The sequence below is a fragment of the Paraburkholderia sp. genome (genome assembly GCF_024281035.1).
Taxonomy (GTDB): domain Bacteria; phylum Pseudomonadota; class Gammaproteobacteria; order Burkholderiales; family Burkholderiaceae; genus Paraburkholderia.
Genome location: NZ_JAMXLH010000020.1, coordinates 147,416 through 164,827, shown reverse-complemented (window position 1 = coordinate 164,827; position 17,412 = coordinate 147,416). Strand labels below are relative to the sequence as shown.

Annotated in this window: 15 protein-coding genes; 9 read left to right on the top strand and 6 right to left on the bottom strand. The window is 65.9% G+C overall.

What is annotated here, in order from left to right:
- Positions 1–135: 135 nt before the first annotated feature.
- The 4 genes from Q0L30_RS05480 to recG all read right to left on the bottom strand — a co-directional run bounded on the left by Q0L30_RS05480 (position 136) and on the right by recG (position 4,860).
- A complete protein-coding gene (locus tag Q0L30_RS05480) occupies positions 136–624 on the bottom strand; it encodes a Dps family protein (protein WP_296652295.1) in 489 nt (162 codons plus the stop codon).
- Positions 625–819: 195 nt separating this feature from the next.
- Positions 820–996, bottom strand: a complete 177-nt coding sequence (locus Q0L30_RS05475) for a hypothetical protein (RefSeq protein WP_296652292.1) — start codon at positions 994–996, stop codon at positions 820–822.
- A 315-nt stretch (positions 997–1,311) separates the two neighbouring features.
- Positions 1,312–2,271 carry a LysR substrate-binding domain-containing protein gene (locus Q0L30_RS05470; protein WP_293033220.1) on the bottom strand — a complete coding sequence of 320 codons (960 nt, stop codon included), beginning with the start codon at positions 2,269–2,271 and terminating at the stop codon, positions 1,312–1,314.
- 168 nt (positions 2,272–2,439) lie between these two features.
- Entirely contained in the window at positions 2,440–4,860 is a 2,421-nt protein-coding gene (gene recG / locus Q0L30_RS05465; protein ID WP_296652286.1) for an ATP-dependent DNA helicase RecG, read from the bottom strand.
- A gap of 300 nt (positions 4,861–5,160) precedes the next feature.
- Here recG and queA point away from each other — a divergent pair, with 300 nt between their 5' ends.
- From queA to secF, 5 genes are all read left to right on the top strand, one after another.
- Entirely contained in the window at positions 5,161–6,222 is a 1,062-nt protein-coding gene (gene queA / locus Q0L30_RS05460) for a tRNA preQ1(34) S-adenosylmethionine ribosyltransferase-isomerase QueA (protein WP_296652429.1), read from the top strand.
- Between the two features lie 143 nt (positions 6,223–6,365).
- Positions 6,366–7,583, top strand: coding sequence for a tRNA guanosine(34) transglycosylase Tgt (gene tgt, locus Q0L30_RS05455; protein WP_296652281.1), 1,218 nt, complete (start codon positions 6,366–6,368; stop codon positions 7,581–7,583).
- A gap of 348 nt (positions 7,584–7,931) precedes the next feature.
- Positions 7,932–8,261, top strand: coding sequence for a preprotein translocase subunit YajC (gene yajC / locus Q0L30_RS05450; RefSeq protein ID WP_296652278.1), 330 nt, complete (start codon positions 7,932–7,934; stop codon positions 8,259–8,261).
- Positions 8,262–8,420: 159 nt separating this feature from the next.
- Positions 8,421–10,490 (top strand): protein translocase subunit SecD, encoded by a 2,070-nt coding sequence (gene secD, locus Q0L30_RS05445; protein WP_296652273.1) that lies wholly within the window; start codon positions 8,421–8,423, stop codon positions 10,488–10,490.
- Between the two features lie 15 nt (positions 10,491–10,505).
- A complete protein-coding gene (gene secF / locus Q0L30_RS05440) occupies positions 10,506–11,456 on the top strand; it encodes a protein translocase subunit SecF (protein WP_296652270.1) in 951 nt (316 codons plus the stop codon).
- Between the two features lie 320 nt (positions 11,457–11,776).
- Here the strand turns inward: secF and Q0L30_RS05435 are convergent, their stop codons facing one another.
- Positions 11,777–12,364, bottom strand: a complete 588-nt coding sequence (locus Q0L30_RS05435) for a YceI family protein (protein WP_296652267.1) — start codon at positions 12,362–12,364, stop codon at positions 11,777–11,779.
- Positions 12,361–12,927 (bottom strand): cytochrome b, encoded by a 567-nt coding sequence (locus Q0L30_RS05430; protein ID WP_296652264.1) that lies wholly within the window; start codon positions 12,925–12,927, stop codon positions 12,361–12,363. Before Q0L30_RS05430 ends, Q0L30_RS05435 begins: the two co-directional genes overlap by 4 nt.
- 330 nt (positions 12,928–13,257) lie before the next feature.
- On the opposite strand from Q0L30_RS05430, the gene Q0L30_RS05425 reads away from it, so the two are divergent.
- The 4 genes from Q0L30_RS05425 to Q0L30_RS05410 are packed head-to-tail and all read left to right on the top strand — an operon-like array spanning position 13,258 to position 17,336.
- A complete protein-coding gene (locus Q0L30_RS05425; protein ID WP_296652261.1) occupies positions 13,258–14,148 on the top strand; it encodes a paraquat-inducible protein A in 891 nt (296 codons plus the stop codon).
- 8 nt (positions 14,149–14,156) lie between these two features.
- Positions 14,157–14,831: a paraquat-inducible protein A gene (locus Q0L30_RS05420; protein WP_296652258.1), complete on the top strand. Its 675-nt coding sequence runs from the start codon at positions 14,157–14,159 to the stop codon at positions 14,829–14,831.
- A complete protein-coding gene (locus Q0L30_RS05415; protein WP_296652256.1) occupies positions 14,824–16,461 on the top strand; it encodes an MlaD family protein in 1,638 nt (545 codons plus the stop codon). Before Q0L30_RS05420 ends, Q0L30_RS05415 begins: the two co-directional genes overlap by 8 nt.
- On the top strand, positions 16,458–17,336 hold the full coding sequence (locus tag Q0L30_RS05410; protein WP_296652253.1) for a membrane integrity-associated transporter subunit PqiC: 879 nt from the start codon (positions 16,458–16,460) through the stop codon (positions 17,334–17,336). Before Q0L30_RS05415 ends, Q0L30_RS05410 begins: the two co-directional genes overlap by 4 nt.
- The last annotated feature ends 76 nt before the right edge of the window (positions 17,337–17,412 follow it).

Below are 17,412 nucleotides of genomic sequence, written 5' to 3'. Positions count from 1 at the left end.
TCGGCGCACACCGCAAAAACAAAGGCCCGCCGGAGGTTCCGGCAGGCCCTTTAAGCATCGTTTCGCGGCGCACCGCGCTGCGAATCAACCACAAATCAACCGCAAATCAACCGCGCATCAACCGCAAATCAACCGTTACGCCAGCAGCGAGCGCAACATCCACGCCGTCTTTTCATGCGTCTGCATGCGCTGCGTGAGCAGGTCGGCGGTCGGCTCGTCCGAGGCGGCTTCCGTCGCCGGGAAAATCGCGCGGGCCGTGCGCACCACCGCCTCCTGGCCTTCCACCAGCTGGCGGATCATCTCTTCCGCCGCCGGCACGCCGTCCGCTTCCGCAATCGACGAAAGCTTCGCGAATTCCTTGTAGCTGCCCGGCGCGTTCACGCCCAGCGCACGAATACGCTCGGCGATCGCATCGACAGCCAGCGCCAGTTCCGTGTACTGCGTCTCGAACATCAGATGCAGGGTGTTGAACATCGGCCCCGTGACGTTCCAGTGGAAATTGTGCGTCTTCAGGTACAGCGTGTAGGTGTCCGCGAGCAGGTGCGAGAGACCTTCCGCGATCTTCTTGCGATCCTTGTCGCTGATGCCGATATTCAGTTGCTGCACGTTTGCTTTCTTAGCCATGGCGACTCCTTGTTTGAAGTGAGACGAACCGTCGATGCCAGTCGGGTCGGGTTCGGTCGCGCCGCATCGGCGGCGAACCGCAAATGATCAAACGGGTGTCAGTTTAGCGTAGATGGAACGACGGCCACGCTCATCTGACCCTGTCTGTCGGACAGGTGAAACCGCACCGAAACTGCGCCGTGCGACGGCCTGCATTCAACCGCCGGCCAGACGCGTCAGCGCCTGGCCGACGAGCACGATGAGCCCGCCTGTGAAGATCGCGAAGCCGCTCGCACGGCGCAGCGCCAACGTCGCGCGAGCGAACCGCTGCCCCGCATCGCCTGTGTGTGCGATGCCGATGGCGTCGAGCGTCATCGTTGCAATCCTCGTCATGATCGTTCTCCTTGACTGGTCCTGAAGACGGCGGAGCGTCCTTACGCACCGCCGTTGCCGCCGCAGTGGCGGTGACTTCACCGCACGCCGTTGTTCCGGGGCGCGGCGCATGGGAGAGACTATATCAACGACTATTGATGCAAGATATTTGATTAATGAAATCTATCAAATAGCCTTTCGCTATCGGGTTCCCATCGTCAGACGGGAACACAGCGCAGGCAATCCGGAGGAAAGAGGGACACCGCCGCCAGCATTAGCGGGCGGCAGCGGAGTGGCAAATGAATGGCAAGAGCCGCGAATGAGCCCGAAAAGACGTCAGGCCGCTTCGGCCGACGCCTCGATCTTTTTGACGCCCGGCAGATCGCAGGCGTGCACCGCGTCGACGATCGCCTCGATTGCGGGCATGCGCGTAAAGCTCTTGCGCCATGCGAGCACGACGCGGCGATCCGGCACAGGCTCGTCGAACGGCACGTACGAGAGCAGCCCCGAATCGACGCCGCCCGCGTGCGGTTTCACCTCCTGCACCGACATGCGCGGCAGCACCGTGATGCCGACGCCGCTCGCCACCATATGGCGGATGGTTTCGAGCGACGAGCCTTCGAAGGTTTTCTGGATGCCGTCCGCGTTCTGCGAAAAGCGCATCAGTTCGGGACACACGCCAAGAACGTGATCGCGGAAGCAGTGCCCGCTGCCGAGCAGCAGCATCGTTTCCTGCTTGAGGTCGCCCGCGTCGATCTTCTCGCGCTTCTCCCACGCGTGGCCGGACGGCAGCGCGACGACGAACGGCTCGTCGTAGAGCGGGCGCAGCGTGAGGCCGGTCTCGGGGAACGGCAGCGCCAGGATCGCCACGTCGATCTCGCCCTGCTTGAGCAGTTCGATGAGCTTGAGCGTGTAGTTTTCCTGCAGCATGAGCGGCATCTGCGGGAAGCGCGTGATCATCTGCTTGACGAGCGTCGGCAGCAGGTACGGCCCGATCGTGTAGATCACGCCGAGCCGCAGCGGCCCGATCAGCGGATCCTTGCCCTGCTTGGCGATTTCCTTGATGGCCAGCGTCTGTTCGAGCACGCGCTGGGCCTGCGTGACGATCTGCTCGCCGATCGGCGTAACGCTCACCTCGCTCGTGCCGCGCTCGAAAATCTGCACGTTGAGCTCGTCTTCGAGCTTCTTGATCGCCACCGACAAGGTCGGCTGGCTCACGAAACACGCTTCTGCGGCCCGTCCGAAGTGGCGCTCGCGAGCAACCGCGACTATGTATTTCAATTCAGTGAGCGTCATTTCTTTTGGGACCAATCAGAATAGATAATTCGATAGTTTGTACTTATACACCTATGGCAGCGATTCGCCAATATTCAACGTACATCGTCGGGCACGAACGGCATTCCTCAGACGATGCCGGAGCGCACGGGTTCCATCGCGCATCGGCGCCCGACTGAAGACCTGCGGTCAGGCCTTCAGATACTGCTCGCGCGCGCCGAGCCAGCGGTTCAAATGCTGCGCAACGACGTGCGGCCAGTCGCGCAGCAGCAAGTCGGCGGCGCCGCGCGCGGGTTCGATGAGCCAGCCGTCGGTTTCGAGGTTCGCGAAGCGCAGCATCGCCGCGCCCGATTGCCGCGCACCGAGGAATTCGCCGGGGCCGCGGATCTCCAGATCGCGGCGTGCGATCTCGAAGCCGTCGGTGGTTTCGCGCATCGTCTGCAGCCGCGCGCGGCCCGTGAGCGAAAGCGGTCCGCTGTAGAGCAGCACGCACACCGACGCCGTGCTGCCCCGCCCCACGCGTCCGCGCAATTGATGCAGCTGCGCGAGGCCGAAGCGCTCGGCGTGCTCGATCACCATCAGCGACGCGTTGGGCACGTCCACGCCCACTTCGATCACGGTCGTCGCCACGAGCAACTGCACTTCGTCGCGCGAGAAGGCTTCCATCACGGCGGCCTTCTCCGTCGACGAGAGCCGCCCGTGCACGAGCCCGACCGTCAATTCCGGCAGCGCGGCGACGAGCGTCTCGTACGTTTCGACCGCCGTTTGCAGTTGAAGCGTCTCGCTCTCCTCGATCAGCGGGCAAACCCAGTAGACCTGGCGCCCCGTGAGCGCCGCCGCGCGTACGCGCTCGATCACTTCTTCGCGGCGCGCGTCGGAGATGAGCTTCGTGAGGATCGGCGTGCGGCCAGGCGGCAGTTCGTCGATGGTGGATACGTCGAGGTCCGCGTAATAAGTCATCGCGAGCGTGCGCGGAATGGGCGTCGCCGACATCATCAGCTGATGCGGCTGGAACGCCTGCGCAGCGGGCGCGGCGGCACTCGTGTTCTTCGCCTTCGCGCGCAGCGCGAGCCGCTGCTCGACGCCGAAGCGGTGCTGTTCGTCGACGATCACGAGGCCGAGCCGCGCGAATTCGACGCTGTCCTGAATGATCGCGTGCGTGCCGATCACGAGCTGCGCGGTGCCGAGCGCCGCAGCTTCGATCGCGGCGCGCTTTTCCTTTGCCTTAAGGCTGCCCGCGAGCCAGGCCACCTGCACGCCGAGCGGTTCGAGCCAGCCGCGCAGCTTGCGCGCGTGCTGCTCGGCGAGGATTTCGGTGGGCGCCATCAGCGCCGCCTGATAGCCCGCGTCGATGGCTTGCGCCGCCGCCAGCGCCGCCACCACGGTCTTGCCGCTGCCTACGTCGCCCTGCAAGAGACGCTGCATCGGATGCGGCAGTTCGAGTTCGCGCGCGATCTCGGCGACGACGCGCTGCTGCGCGTTCGTCAGCTGGAACGGCAGCGAGGTGCGCAGACGAGCGACAAGCGGCGCGCTGGCTGCACCCTCGGCATCCGGCGCCGCGGTTTCGCGCAACGGCATGGCCGGTGCGGCGCGCGTGCGGCGCTCTTCGTGGGCGCGCTTGAGCGACAGTTGCTGCGCGAGCAGTTCCTCGAATTTGATGCGCGTCCACGCCGGATGCGTGCCGTCGATCAGTTCGGCCTCGTCGGCGTCGATGGGCGGATGGTGCAGCGTCTTCACGGCTTCCATCAGCGGGGGCAGGCCAAGCGGCGCCATGAATTCGCGCTCCACGGCCTCGGGCAGCAGCTCGGGCAGCGACACGCGATGAAGCGCGTTGTCGATCGCCTTGCGCAGATACGCCTGGCTCACGCCCGCCGTCGACGGATAGACCGGCGTGAGCGCCTGGGGCAGCGGCGTGTCGTCGTCGACGACGCGCACCGCCGGATGCACCATTTCCATGCCGAAGAACCCGCCGCGCACGTCGCCGCGCACGCGCAGGCGGCGGCCCGCCGCCATCTGCGTGACCTGCGACCCGTAGAAGTTCAGAAAGCGCAGGACGAGTTCGTCGCCGCGCTCGTCGCGCAGTTTCACCAGCAACTGGCGGCGCGGACGGTACGCGATTTCGTTATCGAACACGACGCCTTCCGTCTGCGCGATGCCGCCGGGCAGCAGCTCGCCAATCGGTGTGAGCGTGGTTTCGTCCTCGTAGCGCATCGGCAGATGCAGGACGAGGTCGATGTCGCGCGAGAGGCCGAGTTTGGCGAGACGGTCGGCCGTTTTCGTGACGGCGGGCTTGTCTTTCTCTTTCGCGTCTTTCGCGCGCGCGCTCTTTTTGCCCTTCGGCGCCTCGGCCGTTGTGCCGCGTTTTTTGCTGCCTTCGCGGCTCTCGCGGCTCTCGCGGCTCGCGCTGCCTTCGGTGCTTTCGCTGCCGTCGTTGCTTTCGCTGCCGTCGTTGCCTTCGCTGTCTGCCGGCTCGCTTGCCGCGCGACTGCCGCGGCCGGTGCGGCCACCGCGCTCAGCGGAGCGTTCCACAGCCGCTTGCTTGCCGTCCGCCGCCGCAACGCTCGCGCCGACGCGCTCACGCGCATCGCCGGACGAATCGGTTTCGGGCATCGGACGGCTCACAGATGAGGGCATAGGCGGCTTCGCAAGTACAATATCGGCTTTCCGGCGTGGCGCAGCAGGCGTGAGGCGCGCGTTGTGCGACAAGACCCGCTGCCGCTCGCGCGAAAGCGCGTGGCACGCAACGCGTGCTGCACAAGCACGAACGCGAGCGCGAGCGCGAGCGGTCCCGCCATCATAGCCGCTCGCCGCACCGCGGCGGGCATCGTGGTTCCGATCGCGGCACGCGAGCCGCCTCTCGCGCAAGCGCCGCCCGAAGCCATCAGCCGCATTTCCGTTTCATCAGGCCGCATGTTCAAGCTTTCCGATTTCGATTTCGACCTCCCCGAAGAACTGATTGCGCAGACCGCTCTACCCGAGCGCAGCGCGAGCCGTCTGCTGGAAGTCGACAACCGCGTGCAGCCCGCGCGCCTCACCGACCGCCACTTCGCGGAACTGCCCGAGTGCCTCGCGCCCGGCGACCTGCTCGTCTTCAACGATACGAAGGTGCTCAAGGCGCGCTTCTTCGGCCAGAAGGCGAGCGGCGGCAAGATCGAGGTGCTCGTCGAGCGCCTCACGGGCGCGCGCACGGCGCTCGCACAGATCCGCGCGAGCAAGAGCCCGGCGCCGGGCACGACGCTGCGCCTCGCCGACGCGTTCGACGTGACGGTGGGCGAGCGCGTCGAGCCGTTCTACACGCTGCATTTCCCCGACGACTGTCTGACGCTGATCGAGCAGCACGGCCGCCTGCCGTTGCCGCCCTACATCACGCACGCCGCCGACTCGACCGACGAGACGCGCTACCAGACCGTGTTCGCGCAAAATCCGGGCGCGGTGGCCGCACCCACGGCGGGGCTGCACTTCGACGACGCGCTGCTCGCAAAATTCGACGCGATGGGCGTCGACCACGCGACACTCACGCTGCACGTCGGCGCGGGCACGTTCCAGCCGGTGCGCGTGGAGAACATCGCCGAGCACAAGATGCACAGCGAGTGGTACGAGTTGCCGCAGTCGCTGGTCGACAAGATTGCGGCCACGCGTGCGCGCGGCGGGCGTGTGATCGCGGTGGGCACGACGTCGATGCGCGCGCTCGAAGCGGCGGCGCGCGACGCCGAGCGCGCAGGCCGCGCGCTCGCGGCGACTTCGGCGGAAACCGACATCTTTATCACGCCGGGCTATAAATTCCGCGTGGTGGACCGGCTCGTCACGAACTTTCACCTGCCGAAGTCGACGCTGCTCATGCTCGTGTCGGCGTTCGCGGGGATCGAGACGATCCGCGCGGCGTATCGTCACGCAATCGAGGCGCGCTACCGGTTTTTCAGCTACGGCGACGCCATGCTGCTCACCCGGAGCGAGAACGCGCTCGACGCGTAACCAACGGGTGACAAGCGGGTAACAAGCGCCCAAGCAAATTTCCTTCGACCGCCGTGCACGGACGCGAACACAAACGCGAAACCGAACGCGACGGTCACCACCATCTGCGCCGGACTGTTTTCCGGTGGCACAGGAGCTCACGCATGACCGACGGTCATCAACAAAACGATGCACGCGCCGAACACGGCGCTTATCTGGGCGAACGCCCGCGCAGTGATCAAACTCGTGGCCTGAAATTCGAACTGCTCGGCACCGACGGCCTCGCGCGGCGCGGGCGCGTCACGCTCAACCACGGCGTCGTCGAAACGCCGATCTTCATGCCCGTGGGCACCTACGGCACGGTCAAGGCGACGCAGCCGCGCGAGCTGGTCGAGATGAACGCGCAGATCATCCTCGGCAACACCTTCCACCTCTGGCTGCGCCCGGGGCTCGAAACGATCGAGGCGCACGGCGGCCTGCATCGCTTCATGGGCTGGAATCGTCCGATCCTCACCGATTCGGGCGGCTTCCAGGTGTTCTCGCTCGGCGACCTGCGCAAGATCTCAGAAGACGGCGTGCGCTTCGCGTCGCCCGTCAACGGCGACAAGCTGTTCCTCTCGCCCGAAGTGTCGATGCAGATCCAGAAGGTGCTGAACTCGGACATCGTCATGCAGTTCGACGAGTGCACGCCCTACGCGACCAACGGCGTGCCGACGACGCACAAGGACGCCGCCGACTCCATGCGCATGTCGATGCGCTGGGCGAAGCGCTCGATCGACGAGTTCAACCGGCTCGGTAACCCGAACGCGCTCTTCGGCATCGTGCAGGGCGGCATGTTCGAGGACCTGCGCGACGAATCGCTCGCCGGCCTCTCGGAGATGCCGTTTCACGGCTTTGCGATCGGCGGTCTTTCAGTCGGCGAGCCGAAGGAAGACATGATGCGCGTGCTCGAACACATCGCGCCGAAGCTTCCCGCCGACAAGCCGCACTACCTGATGGGCGTCGGCACGCCGGAGGATCTCGTGGCGGGCGTGGCGTCGGGCATCGACATGTTCGACTGCGTCATGCCGACGCGCAATGCGCGCAACGGCTGGATCTTCACGCGTTTCGGCGACATCAAGATCCGCAACGCGACGCACCGCAACTCGCTGCGCCCGCTCGACGAGCAGTGCGGCTGCTACACCTGCCGCAATTTCACGCGCGGCTATTTGCATCACCTGCATCGCGTGGGCGAGATTCTCGGTGCGCAGCTCAACACGATCCACAATCTGCACTACTACCTCGAGCTGATGAGCGAGATCCGCCAGGCGATCGAGACGAAGACGTTCGCGGCGTTCCGTCAGCGTTTCCACGAGAACCGCGCGCGCGGCGTGGAGCCATAAGGGCACGATAAGGGCGCAATAAGGGCGCGAGGCGCGGCTGCACGGCGTTTCGCGCGCCCGTTGCCGTTAGCCGCGCACCGCATGCACCCGGAGTACATTACAATTCGCTTTCACCAACACAAGGCGGACGGCACGGTCCGTCGCGCGACGCGACGCAACGTAACGCAACAAGCGCGAAGCGCCGACGAACCACGCTGAACCAGGATCGGCCACTCCCATCACCGCCCGCAATGCGCATTTGTCGCATTAAGAGCTTGATAGGAAAGCCAATTTTGGCTAGCCGTCGCGCCGGGCGCCGGTGGTAGAATAACCGGCTTGATTTTCGATCGTACAAACGGAGAGACCAACGTGTCGTTCATTTCCAATGCCTTCGCACAAGGCTCCGCAGCGGGTGGCGCGGAATCCAATCTGATGAGCTTCCTGCCGCTGATCCTGATGTTCGCGGTGCTGTACTTCATCATGATCCGTCCGCAGATGAAGCGTCAGAAGGAACACCGCAACATGCTCGCGAACATGGCCAAGGGCGATGAAGTCGTCACGAGCGGCGGCATCGTCGGCAAGGTGACCAAGGTCGGCGAAGCCTACGTGGGCGTCGAAGTGGCGGACGGCACCGAAGTCACTGTGCAGAAGTCGGCGGTTTCGACGATCCTGCCGAAGGGCACGATCAAGTCGCTGTAAGCGCTCGCTCGCGAACTCCGCAAGCAGCAACGTTCCAGCGAAAATAGCCTAAAGCAGCCTCAAGCGTCCGGCACTGTCCCAGCTGAAATCCTCCAGCCAAGACCCTGCCGGACGCGCGCGCATCGAGCACGCAATTCCCCTCCCCCGTTGGGTCAACCAATGAACCGTTATCCCCTCTGGAAATATGTCGTGATGGTCGTGGCGCTCGCCATCGGCCTCGTGTACACATTGCCCAATTTCTTCGGCGAAGCGCCCGCAGTCCAGGTGTCGAGCGGCAAGGCCACTGTCAAGCTCGACAGCGGCACGCTCGCCCAGGTGCAAGCCGCGCTCACCGCGAACAACATCGCCGCCGCCGACGTCACGTTCGACAACTCGGCGATGAACGCGAACATCCGCGTGCGCGTTGCCGACACCGACACGCAGCTGCGCCTGAAGGACGTGCTCACGAAGGCGCTGAACGCCGACCCGACCGATCCGCAGTACATCGTCGCGCTGAACCTGCAAAGCGCCTCGCCGCGCTGGCTGACCGGCATGCGCGCGCTGCCGATGTACCTCGGCCTCGATCTGCGCGGCGGCGTGCACTTCCTGCTGCAGGTCGACATGAACGGCGCGCTCAGCAAGAAGCTCGATTCGGACGCATCGGATGCGCGCACGCTGCTGCGCGAGAAGAACATCCGCGACGGCGGCGTGAATCGCGTCGGCCAGTCGGTGGTGATCAATTTCGCCGATCCGGCAGTCGCCGAAGGCGCGCGCAAGGTGCTCGCAGGCGGCGTCAGCGAACTCCAGTGGGCCACGCAAACCGCGCCGGAAGGCGGCGTGCAGCTCGTCGGCACGTTCACGCCCACGGTCAGGCAAGCGGTTCAGGAGGCTGCGCTCAAGCAGAACATCCAGACGCTGCATAACCGCGTGAACGAACTCGGCGTGTCCGAGCCCGTGATCCAGCAGCAGGGCAACGACCGCATCGTGGTCGAGCTGCCGGGCGTGCAGGACACCGCGAAGGCGAAGGACATCATCGGCCGCACGGCGACGCTCGAAGCGCGCCTCGCCGATCCGCTCGGCCTGCATCCGGACCCGAACGCGCCGGTTCCGCCGGGCGACGAACTCTTCACGCAGGGCAACCAGGCGCCCGTGCTGCTCAGAAAGCAGGTGATCTTCACCGGCGACCGCATCATCGACGCGTCAGCGGGCTTCGATGAACATCAGCGTCCGTCGGTCAACATCCGTCTCGACTCGGCGGGCGGGCGCGCCGTGCGCAGCGTCTCGCGCGACAACATCGGCAAGCCGATGGCGATGGTGCTGTTCGAGCGCGGCAAGGGCGAAGTGCTGACGGTCGCGACGATCCAGTCGGAACTGGGCGACCGCTTCCAGATCACGGGCCAGCCCACGCCGCAGGCCGCCGCCGACCTCGCGCTGCTCCTGCGCGCCGGCTCGCTCGCAGCGCCGATGGAAATCATCGAAGAACGCACGGTCGGCCCGAGCCTCGGCGCCGATAACATCCGCAAGGGCTTCGACTCGGTGATCTACGGCTTCGCCGCGATCTCCGTGTTCATGATCGGCTACTACATGCTGTTCGGCATGATCTCGGTGATCGGTCTCTCGGTGAACCTGCTGCTGCTCGTCGCGGTGCTCTCGATGCTGCAGGCCACGCTCACGCTGCCGGGCATCGCCGCTATCGCGCTCGCGCTCGGTATGGCGATCGACTCGAACGTGCTGATCAACGAGCGTGTCCGTGAAGAACTGCGTAACGGCGCGCCGCCGCAGCTTGCGATCCACAACGGCTACGCGCACGCCTGGGCGACGATTCTCGACTCGAACGTGACCACGCTCATCGCCGGTCTTGCGCTGCTCGCGTTCGGCTCGGGCCCGGTGCGCGGCTTCGCGATCGTGCACGTGATCGGCATTCTCACGTCGATGTTCTCGGCCGTGTTCTTCTCGCGCGGGCTCGTGAACCTCTGGTACGGCGGCAAGAAGAAGCTGAAGTCGCTGGCCGTGGGCCAGGTGTGGCGTCCGCAGCCGGAGATGGCGGGCGCTGCCGCGCTGACCAGCGACGACGACGCGGACACCGACACGGGCCGCGCCATCGTCGGCGCCGCCCAAACCCGTGAAACCGCCAAGGCGGCCAAGGCCGCGAAGGCCGCGGGCAGCGCGAGCGGCACGGCGCGCGCCAAACCGGTCGTGCGCCGCAGAAACGGGCCGAGCGGCCCAGGCAACCCGGGCTCGTCCCGCTGATACGGAGTCAAGATCATGGAATTTTTCCGCATCCGCAAAGACATCCCGTTCATGAAGCACGCGTTGATCTTCAACGCGATCTCGCTCATCACGTTCATCGCGGCGGTGTTCTTCCTGTTCCACCGCGGCCTGCATCTGTCGATCGAGTTCACGGGCGGCACGGTCATCGAAGTGCAGTATCCGCAGGCGGCCGAACTCGAGCCCGTGCGCGGCACGCTCACGAAGCTCGGCTACGGCGACGCCCAGGTGCAGAACTTCGGCACCTCGCGCGACGTGCTGATCCGCCTGCCGCTCAAGCAAGGGCTCACGTCCGCGCAACAGAGCGACCAGGTCATGGGCGCGCTCAAGGCCGCGGATTCGCAGGTGCAGCTTCAGCGCGTGGAGTTCGTCGGCCCGCAGGTCGGCAAGGAACTCGCCACCGACGGCCTGCTCGCGCTCGCGTGCGTGGTGGCGGGCATCATCATCTACCTGTCGTTCCGCTTCGAATGGAAGTACGCCGTGGCCGGCGTGATCGCAAACCTGCACGACGTCGTGATCATTCTCGGCTTCTTCGCGTTCTTCCAGTGGGAGTTCTCGCTCTCGGTGCTGGCCGCCGTGCTCGCGGTGCTCGGCTACTCGGTGAACGAGTCGGTCGTTATCTTCGACCGGATTCGCGAAACCTTCCGGCGCGAACGCAAGATGACCGTTGCGGAGGTCATCAACCACGCGATCACGAGCACGATGTCGCGAACCATCATCACCCACGGCTGTACGCAGATGATGGTGCTCTCGATGTTCTTCTTCGGCGGCCCGACGCTGCACTTCTTCGCACTTGCGCTGACGGTGGGTATTCTCTTCGGCATCTACTCGTCGGTATTCGTCGCGGCGGCAATCGCGATGTGGCTCGGCGTGAAGCGCGAGGACCTCATCAAGGAAAAGAAGGACAAGTACGATCCGAACGATCCCAACGCGGGCGCGCAGGTTTAAGCCTGTTCGGTTTTAAGCCCGTTCGGTTCGATCAACGAAAAGGCCGGTTCTCGCGAACCGGCTTTTTCATTTGCGCTACTTTATTTGCACTACTTTCGGATCGAGCTGGTAGGTGTCGGCGGCACGTGCCGAAGCGGCCCACAACAAGGTGCACGACAGGACGCACGCGAGGCACGCGGCAGCGACGGACCGGGCGGTAACGCGCAACGATATATTCAAAGACGCCTCCTTGTTTGCACGGCTAAGACACGATAAAGGCAAGGTCAAGGCAAGGACAAGGCGAGGTGAAGGCCGCGACGAAGGCCCGGCGCGCCGCCGCGCTATTTGGGCGCGGCGACGATGTGAAACTTGATCAACACTTCGTCGGCGACGGTTGACGTGTCTTTCCACTCGCCGGTGCCGACGTTGAACGCGAGCCGATGGATAGGCAGCGTGCCGTCGAAGATCTTCGTCGCACCCTGCTGCGTGAGCACAATCGGCACGGCCACGGCCTCGGTGTGCCCCTTGATCGTGAGATTGCCGTTCACGCGAAACTGGTTTGGCCCGGTCGGCGCAACCGAAGTCGAAACGAACGTGGCCTGCGGCCAGGCCTTCGCATCGAACCATTCAGGACCGCGAATGGAATCGTTGTAGCTCGCGTCGCCGAGATCGTAGCTGCCGGTTTCGACCGTAATGCGCGCCGTGCCTGCTTGCGGCTTCGCGGGATCGAAGGCGATCTGCGCGTCGAACTTCGTGAAGCGGCCTTCCACCGGCACGCTCATCTGCCGCGAAACCGCGACTAACGTACTCTTCGCCGCATCGATCTGCGCCTGCGCGCCGCCCACCGACGCAAGCGCCGCAGCCCAACCCGCCGTGAGCGCCAGCACGGCCGCAGGACGGTGTCTCGTCCATCCGAAGCTCGCATTCATGATCGCCCTCGTCTGAGCACAGGAATCATCCGCGCAAGCAATCCGTCGCGGTCCAGCCAATGATGCTTGAGCGCCGCCGCCACATGCACCGCCACGAGCGCGGCGAGCGTGTAGTTCAGCGCGACGTGCACGAGGCGCAGGATCGGCTTCAGCACCGGGTCGGGGCCGATCAGCATCGGCAGGCGCACGAGCTCGAGATAGACGACGGGTACGTTGGCCGCGCAACTAAAAAGGTAGCCGGTGATCGGAACGGCAAACATCAGGAAATACAGTAGCACGTGCGCTCCTTGCGCCGCCGCGCGCTGCCAGCGCGACATGCCCGGCGGCAGCGCGGGTGCGCGGTGCGTCGCGCTCCAGGCCACGCGCAGCACGGCGAGGCCGAATATCGTGACGCCGATCCACTTGTGCCAGGCGTAGTAACGGAGTTTGTTGGGCGTGATCCCGGGAATACCCGTCATCACCCAGCCGAGCGCGAACGCACACACGATCAGGAGCGCCATGACCCAGTGCAGCGCAATCGCGGTGCGGGTGTAGTCTTCGGGCGGGGCCAAATCGTGCGACATAGGGATCGTTAGCCGTTCCAGCCAGCTTGTTGATCGGTTATTGTCATTTAACGCGACAGCAGGCTGCACCATTCCACGCATTCGCAAGTTGCGGACCTCGTGCGCGGCTCGCCAGCGTCGAACGCCTAAACGTGGCACACTCCTGGCCCGTCATGCTACTCCAGCAGCGCCTCGTGGCACGCCTTGCAGGCGGGGCGCGGACGGAGAGCACCACGGCACGCCGCAGCCCGCGTTTGGTAACATTGCACGAAGCTGCGGCGAACCCCGAACCTGTTTCGCGCGCACCCGCGCCGTTCGTCCCGTTCACGTCGATTTGCGTCATCTGCGAGCATGGCCTACGAACACCTGATCGCGTGTCACGACTGCGACGCGCTCTATCGCAAGCCGCGTCTGCTCGGCCGGCAGACCGCGCGCTGCTCCCGCTGCGGTGCGACCCTCTATAGCAGCGGCTCCGCGCAGCTCGACCGCATCTGCGCGATGACGCTCGCCGCGCTCGTCACGTTCATCATCGCCCAATCGTTTCCTATCATCGAACTCGACGCCAACGGCATCACGTCCGAATCGAGTCTCTTCGGCGCGCTCCTCGTGCTGTGGAGCGAGGACATGCAGATCGTCGCGCTGATGGTGTTCTGCGCCACGATCCTCTTTCCGCTCACCGAACTCGTCGCCCTGCTCTACGTGCTGTTGCCCGTGCGGCGCGGCGTCGTGCCGCCGGGCTTCAACCGCGTGCTGCGCGCGATCGAATTCGTGCGGCCCTGGGGCATGCTCGAAGTGTTCATGCTCGGCGTGCTGATCACGATCGTAAAGATGGTGAGCCTCGCGCGCGTGATTCCGGAAACGGCGCTCTTCGCATTCGGCGCGCTCACGCTGATGTTCACCGTGGTCGTCACATTCGACGCGCGCACGCTCTGGGATATCGCCGACGTCCTGCGTGCGCGTGAGCAGGCAAAGCGCGCAGGCGGGCGCGGTGGTGCGGGCGGTAGCGCACCCGGAAGCGCACCGCATGGCCCCGATGGTCCGGGCGGTCCGCTATCAGGCCCGCTATCAGGCCCGCTATCAGGCCCGCTATCAGGTCCGCTATCAGGTCCGCTATCAGGTCCGCTTTCAGGCCCGCTTTCAGGCCCGTCGTCCGGGCCGCTAGCAGGGCCCGAGATCCACGGCCCCGCCGCGCCCAGGCCGCCGCGCCCCGGTCCGAACCCGACGGGCGCGTCCCCGCACTGAGGCAACCGATGAAATACCTGACCGCTTCCGTTGCTGGTCTCGTCTCGTGCCGCTCCTGCGGGCGCGTCCAGCCACGCCCGCGCAGCGTCGCCCCGTCGCCCTGCGCGCGCTGCGGCGCAACACTCCACGAGCGCCACCCGGACAGCCTCACGCGCACGTGGGCGCTCCTCATCGCCGCCGCGTTGCTGTACATTCCCGCCAACCTGCTGCCGGTCATGCACACGGCCTCGCTCGTCGGCGAAGAAGACGACACGATCATGAGCGGCGTCGTCTACTTCTGGACCTCGGGCTCATGGCCGCTCGCGATCGTCGTGTTCATCGCGAGCATTCTCGTGCCGATGCTCAAGCTCTCGGTGCTCGTGCTCCTCTCGCTCACCGCCGGACGCCGCTCGAAGTGGCGCCCCGTCGAGCGGGCGAAGCTCTTCCGGCTCGTGGAGTTCATCGGCCGCTGGTCGATGCTCGACGTCTTCGTCGTCACGCTGACCGTCGCGCTCGTGCGTTTTCAGTCGCTGGCCGTGATCACGGCGCGTCCGGGCGCGATTGCGTTCGGCTCGGTGGTGGTCCTGACCATGATGGCGTCGATGCAGTTCGATCCGCGCCTGATCTGGGACCCCGTCGACGAAGACAGGCAAACCGGCACGCAAGCACCCGAGCCCTCTACTCAGGATCATCCTCATGAGTGACCCGAAAGGACCGACCCCACCCAGCGGGGGCGGCCCGCTCCCGCCCGATCTGCCCGAGCCGGAAATCGTCAGACCGAAGCGCTGGCTGCCCTCGCTCGTCTGGATCGTGCCGCTCGTCGCGGCGCTGATCGGCGTGGCGCTCGTCGTGAAGTCGGTGGCGATGCGCGGTCCGACCATCACGATCAGCTTCGCGAACGCCGAAGGCCTCGAACCCGGCAAGACCAAGGTGAAGTACAAGGACGTCGACATCGGCTCGGTGCGCGCGATCAAGCTCTCGCCGAACCTCTCGCACGTGCTCGTCACCGTCGAGCTGACCAAGGACGCCGAAGCGTTCGCCGTGAAGGACAGCCGCTTCTGGGTCGTGCGCGCGCGCATCGGCGCAAGCGGCGTTTCGGGGCTCTCGACGCTGCTTTCGGGCTCGTACATCGGCGCCGACGCGGGCCGCTCGACCGAATCCGCCACGGACTTCGTCGGGCTCGAAGCGCCGCCCGCCGTCACAATCGACCAGAAAGGCCACCGCTACACGCTGCACAGCGAGACGCTCGGCTCGCTCGACATCGGCACGCCGATTTTCTACCGGCGCATCCAGGTGGGCCAGGTCACCGGCTACTCGCTCGACAAGGACGGCACCGGCGTCACGGTGCACGTGTTCGTGAGCGCGCCGTACGACCAGTACGTCGGCACCAACACGCGCTGGTGGCACGCGAGCGGCGTGAACGTGCAACTCGATTCGAACGGTATCAAGGTGAACACGCAGTCGCTCGCGACCGTCGTGGTGGGCGGCCTCGCGTTCCAGGCGCCGCCGGGTCAGTCGGCGGGGCCGCAGGCGCCCGACAGTTCCGTGTTCACGCTCGCCTCCGACGAAGTCGAGGCGATGCGCGAGCCCGACGGCGCGCCGCTGCACGTGGTCATGTACTTCAACCAGTCGCTGCGCGGGCTCGCGGTCGGCGCGCCGGTGGACTTCCGCGGCATCGTGCTCGGCCAGGTCACCGACATCGGCATCGAGTACGACGCGAAGGAGCACAACTTCACGATGCCGGTCGCGATGGATCTGTATCCGCTGCGCCTGTCGCGCCGCGGCCGCGGCCAGCCGCCCCCGCCGCATACGCCGCAGGCCCACGAACTGATGAAGCGCCTCGTCGCGCGCGGACTGCGCGGGCAGTTGCGCACCGGCAACCTGCTCACGGGCCAGCTTTACGTCGCGCTCGACATCTTCCCGAAGGCTGCGCCGTCGCACACCGATCTCGATCACGACCCGCTCGAACTGCCGACCATTCCGAACTCGCTGGAAGAACTGCAGCTCCAGGTGGCCGACATCGCGAAGAAGCTCGACAAGATACCGTTCGACCAGATCGGTTCGAACCTGAACGATTCGCTCAAGAGCGCCAACCAGCTCTTCGCCCAGGTGAACACCGAACTGCTGCCGCAGTTGCGCGGCACGCTGGGTGAAGCCCAGAAGACCTTCAGCGCGGCGCAGGCGACGCTGCAGCAGGATTCGCCGCTGCAGTCCGATGTGCATCAGGCGATGCAGGAACTGACGCGCACGCTGCAGTCGCTCAACTCGCTCTCGGATTATCTGGAGCGCCATCCCGAATCGCTGCTGCGCGGCAAATCAGGAGACAAGCCATGACGTTCGACCGGCTCCCTCCCCGGCACGCCGGCAGGACCGGCCACCGCGCCGGAATCGGCACAATCGCCGCAATCGCCGCAATCACCAGGCACGCCGCCCGCGCGGCGGCGCTCGCCACCGCAGCGGCGGCCACCGCGGTAGCCACACTACTGGCCGGTTGCGCCTCGCCGCCGAGCCACTTCTACACGCTGAGCCCGAGCGACGACGCCGCGCCTGCGGCAACATCGGCCACCACGGGCAACCCCGCGTGGCTGATCGAACTCGCGCCGGTCAACGTGCCGCCGCAAGTCGCGAAACCGCAGTTCGTCGTGCAGACCGACGCGACCCGGGTTCTCGTGCTCGAACAGCAGCGCTGGGCGTCGATGCCGGGCGACGAGATCCGCCGCGCGCTGTCGGGCGACCTCACGCAGCAGCTCCGCACCATCGACGTCTACGGCTCGCCGCATCCCGAAGGTGTGCCGGTCTACCGCGTGAGCGTCAACGTGCAGCGCTTCGAATCGTGGCCCGGCTCGCACGCGCTCGTCGACGCCGTATGGAGCGTGCGCTCACTCGCGACGCAGACGGTCATGACCTGCCGCAGCGTGCTCAACGAACCGGTCGGCGACGGCTACGACGCGCTCGTCACCGGGCACCGGCGCGCGGTTGCGGCACTGTCGACGGCAATCGCAAGCGGCGTGCGCGCGCTCGCGGCCCAGACTCAAGCCCAAACGCAAGCGCAGACGCAACCGCAGACACAACAGCAACCGGCGTCTGGCGGCGCGAAGCGCACCCGCCACGCACCGCCTGCCGCCCTCATCCCCTGCCCGGCCACGGCACCCGCTGCCGCAGCCGGATCGTCCACCTCCTCCGCCGCGCCGGGCACGACGCCCGGCTAATCCCACCACGCCTGCTGCACGGCGCAGACCGTGCCGCGGGTGCCACCTGCCTCCACCCGAGGCGCAACGCAGGCAC

Bases quoted from the DNA above. Each gene is read 5' to 3' on its own strand.
- Q0L30_RS05480 (WP_296652295.1), bottom strand. From the start codon at position 624: ATGGCTAAGAAAGCAAACGTGCAGCAACTGAATATCGGCATCAGCGAC.
- Q0L30_RS05475 (WP_296652292.1), bottom strand. From the start codon at position 996: ATGACGAGGATTGCAACGATGACGCTCGACGCCATCGGCATCGCACAC.
- Q0L30_RS05470 (WP_293033220.1), bottom strand. From the start codon at position 2,271: ATGACGCTCACTGAATTGAAATACATAGTCGCGGTTGCTCGCGAGCGC.
- recG (WP_296652286.1), bottom strand. From the start codon at position 4,860: ATGCCCGAAACCGATTCGTCCGGCGATGCGCGTGAGCGCGTCGGCGCG.
- queA (WP_296652429.1), top strand. From the start codon at position 5,161: ATGTTCAAGCTTTCCGATTTCGATTTCGACCTCCCCGAAGAACTGATT.
- tgt (WP_296652281.1), top strand. From the start codon at position 6,366: ATGACCGACGGTCATCAACAAAACGATGCACGCGCCGAACACGGCGCT.
- secD (WP_296652273.1), top strand. From the start codon at position 8,421: ATGAACCGTTATCCCCTCTGGAAATATGTCGTGATGGTCGTGGCGCTC.
- secF (WP_296652270.1), top strand. From the start codon at position 10,506: ATGGAATTTTTCCGCATCCGCAAAGACATCCCGTTCATGAAGCACGCG.
- Q0L30_RS05435 (WP_296652267.1), bottom strand. From the start codon at position 12,364: ATGAATGCGAGCTTCGGATGGACGAGACACCGTCCTGCGGCCGTGCTG.
- Q0L30_RS05430 (WP_296652264.1), bottom strand. From the start codon at position 12,927: ATGTCGCACGATTTGGCCCCGCCCGAAGACTACACCCGCACCGCGATT.
- Q0L30_RS05425 (WP_296652261.1), top strand. From the start codon at position 13,258: ATGGCCTACGAACACCTGATCGCGTGTCACGACTGCGACGCGCTCTAT.
- Q0L30_RS05420 (WP_296652258.1), top strand. From the start codon at position 14,157: ATGAAATACCTGACCGCTTCCGTTGCTGGTCTCGTCTCGTGCCGCTCC.
- Q0L30_RS05415 (WP_296652256.1), top strand. From the start codon at position 14,824: ATGAGTGACCCGAAAGGACCGACCCCACCCAGCGGGGGCGGCCCGCTC.
- Q0L30_RS05410 (WP_296652253.1), top strand. From the start codon at position 16,458: ATGACGTTCGACCGGCTCCCTCCCCGGCACGCCGGCAGGACCGGCCAC.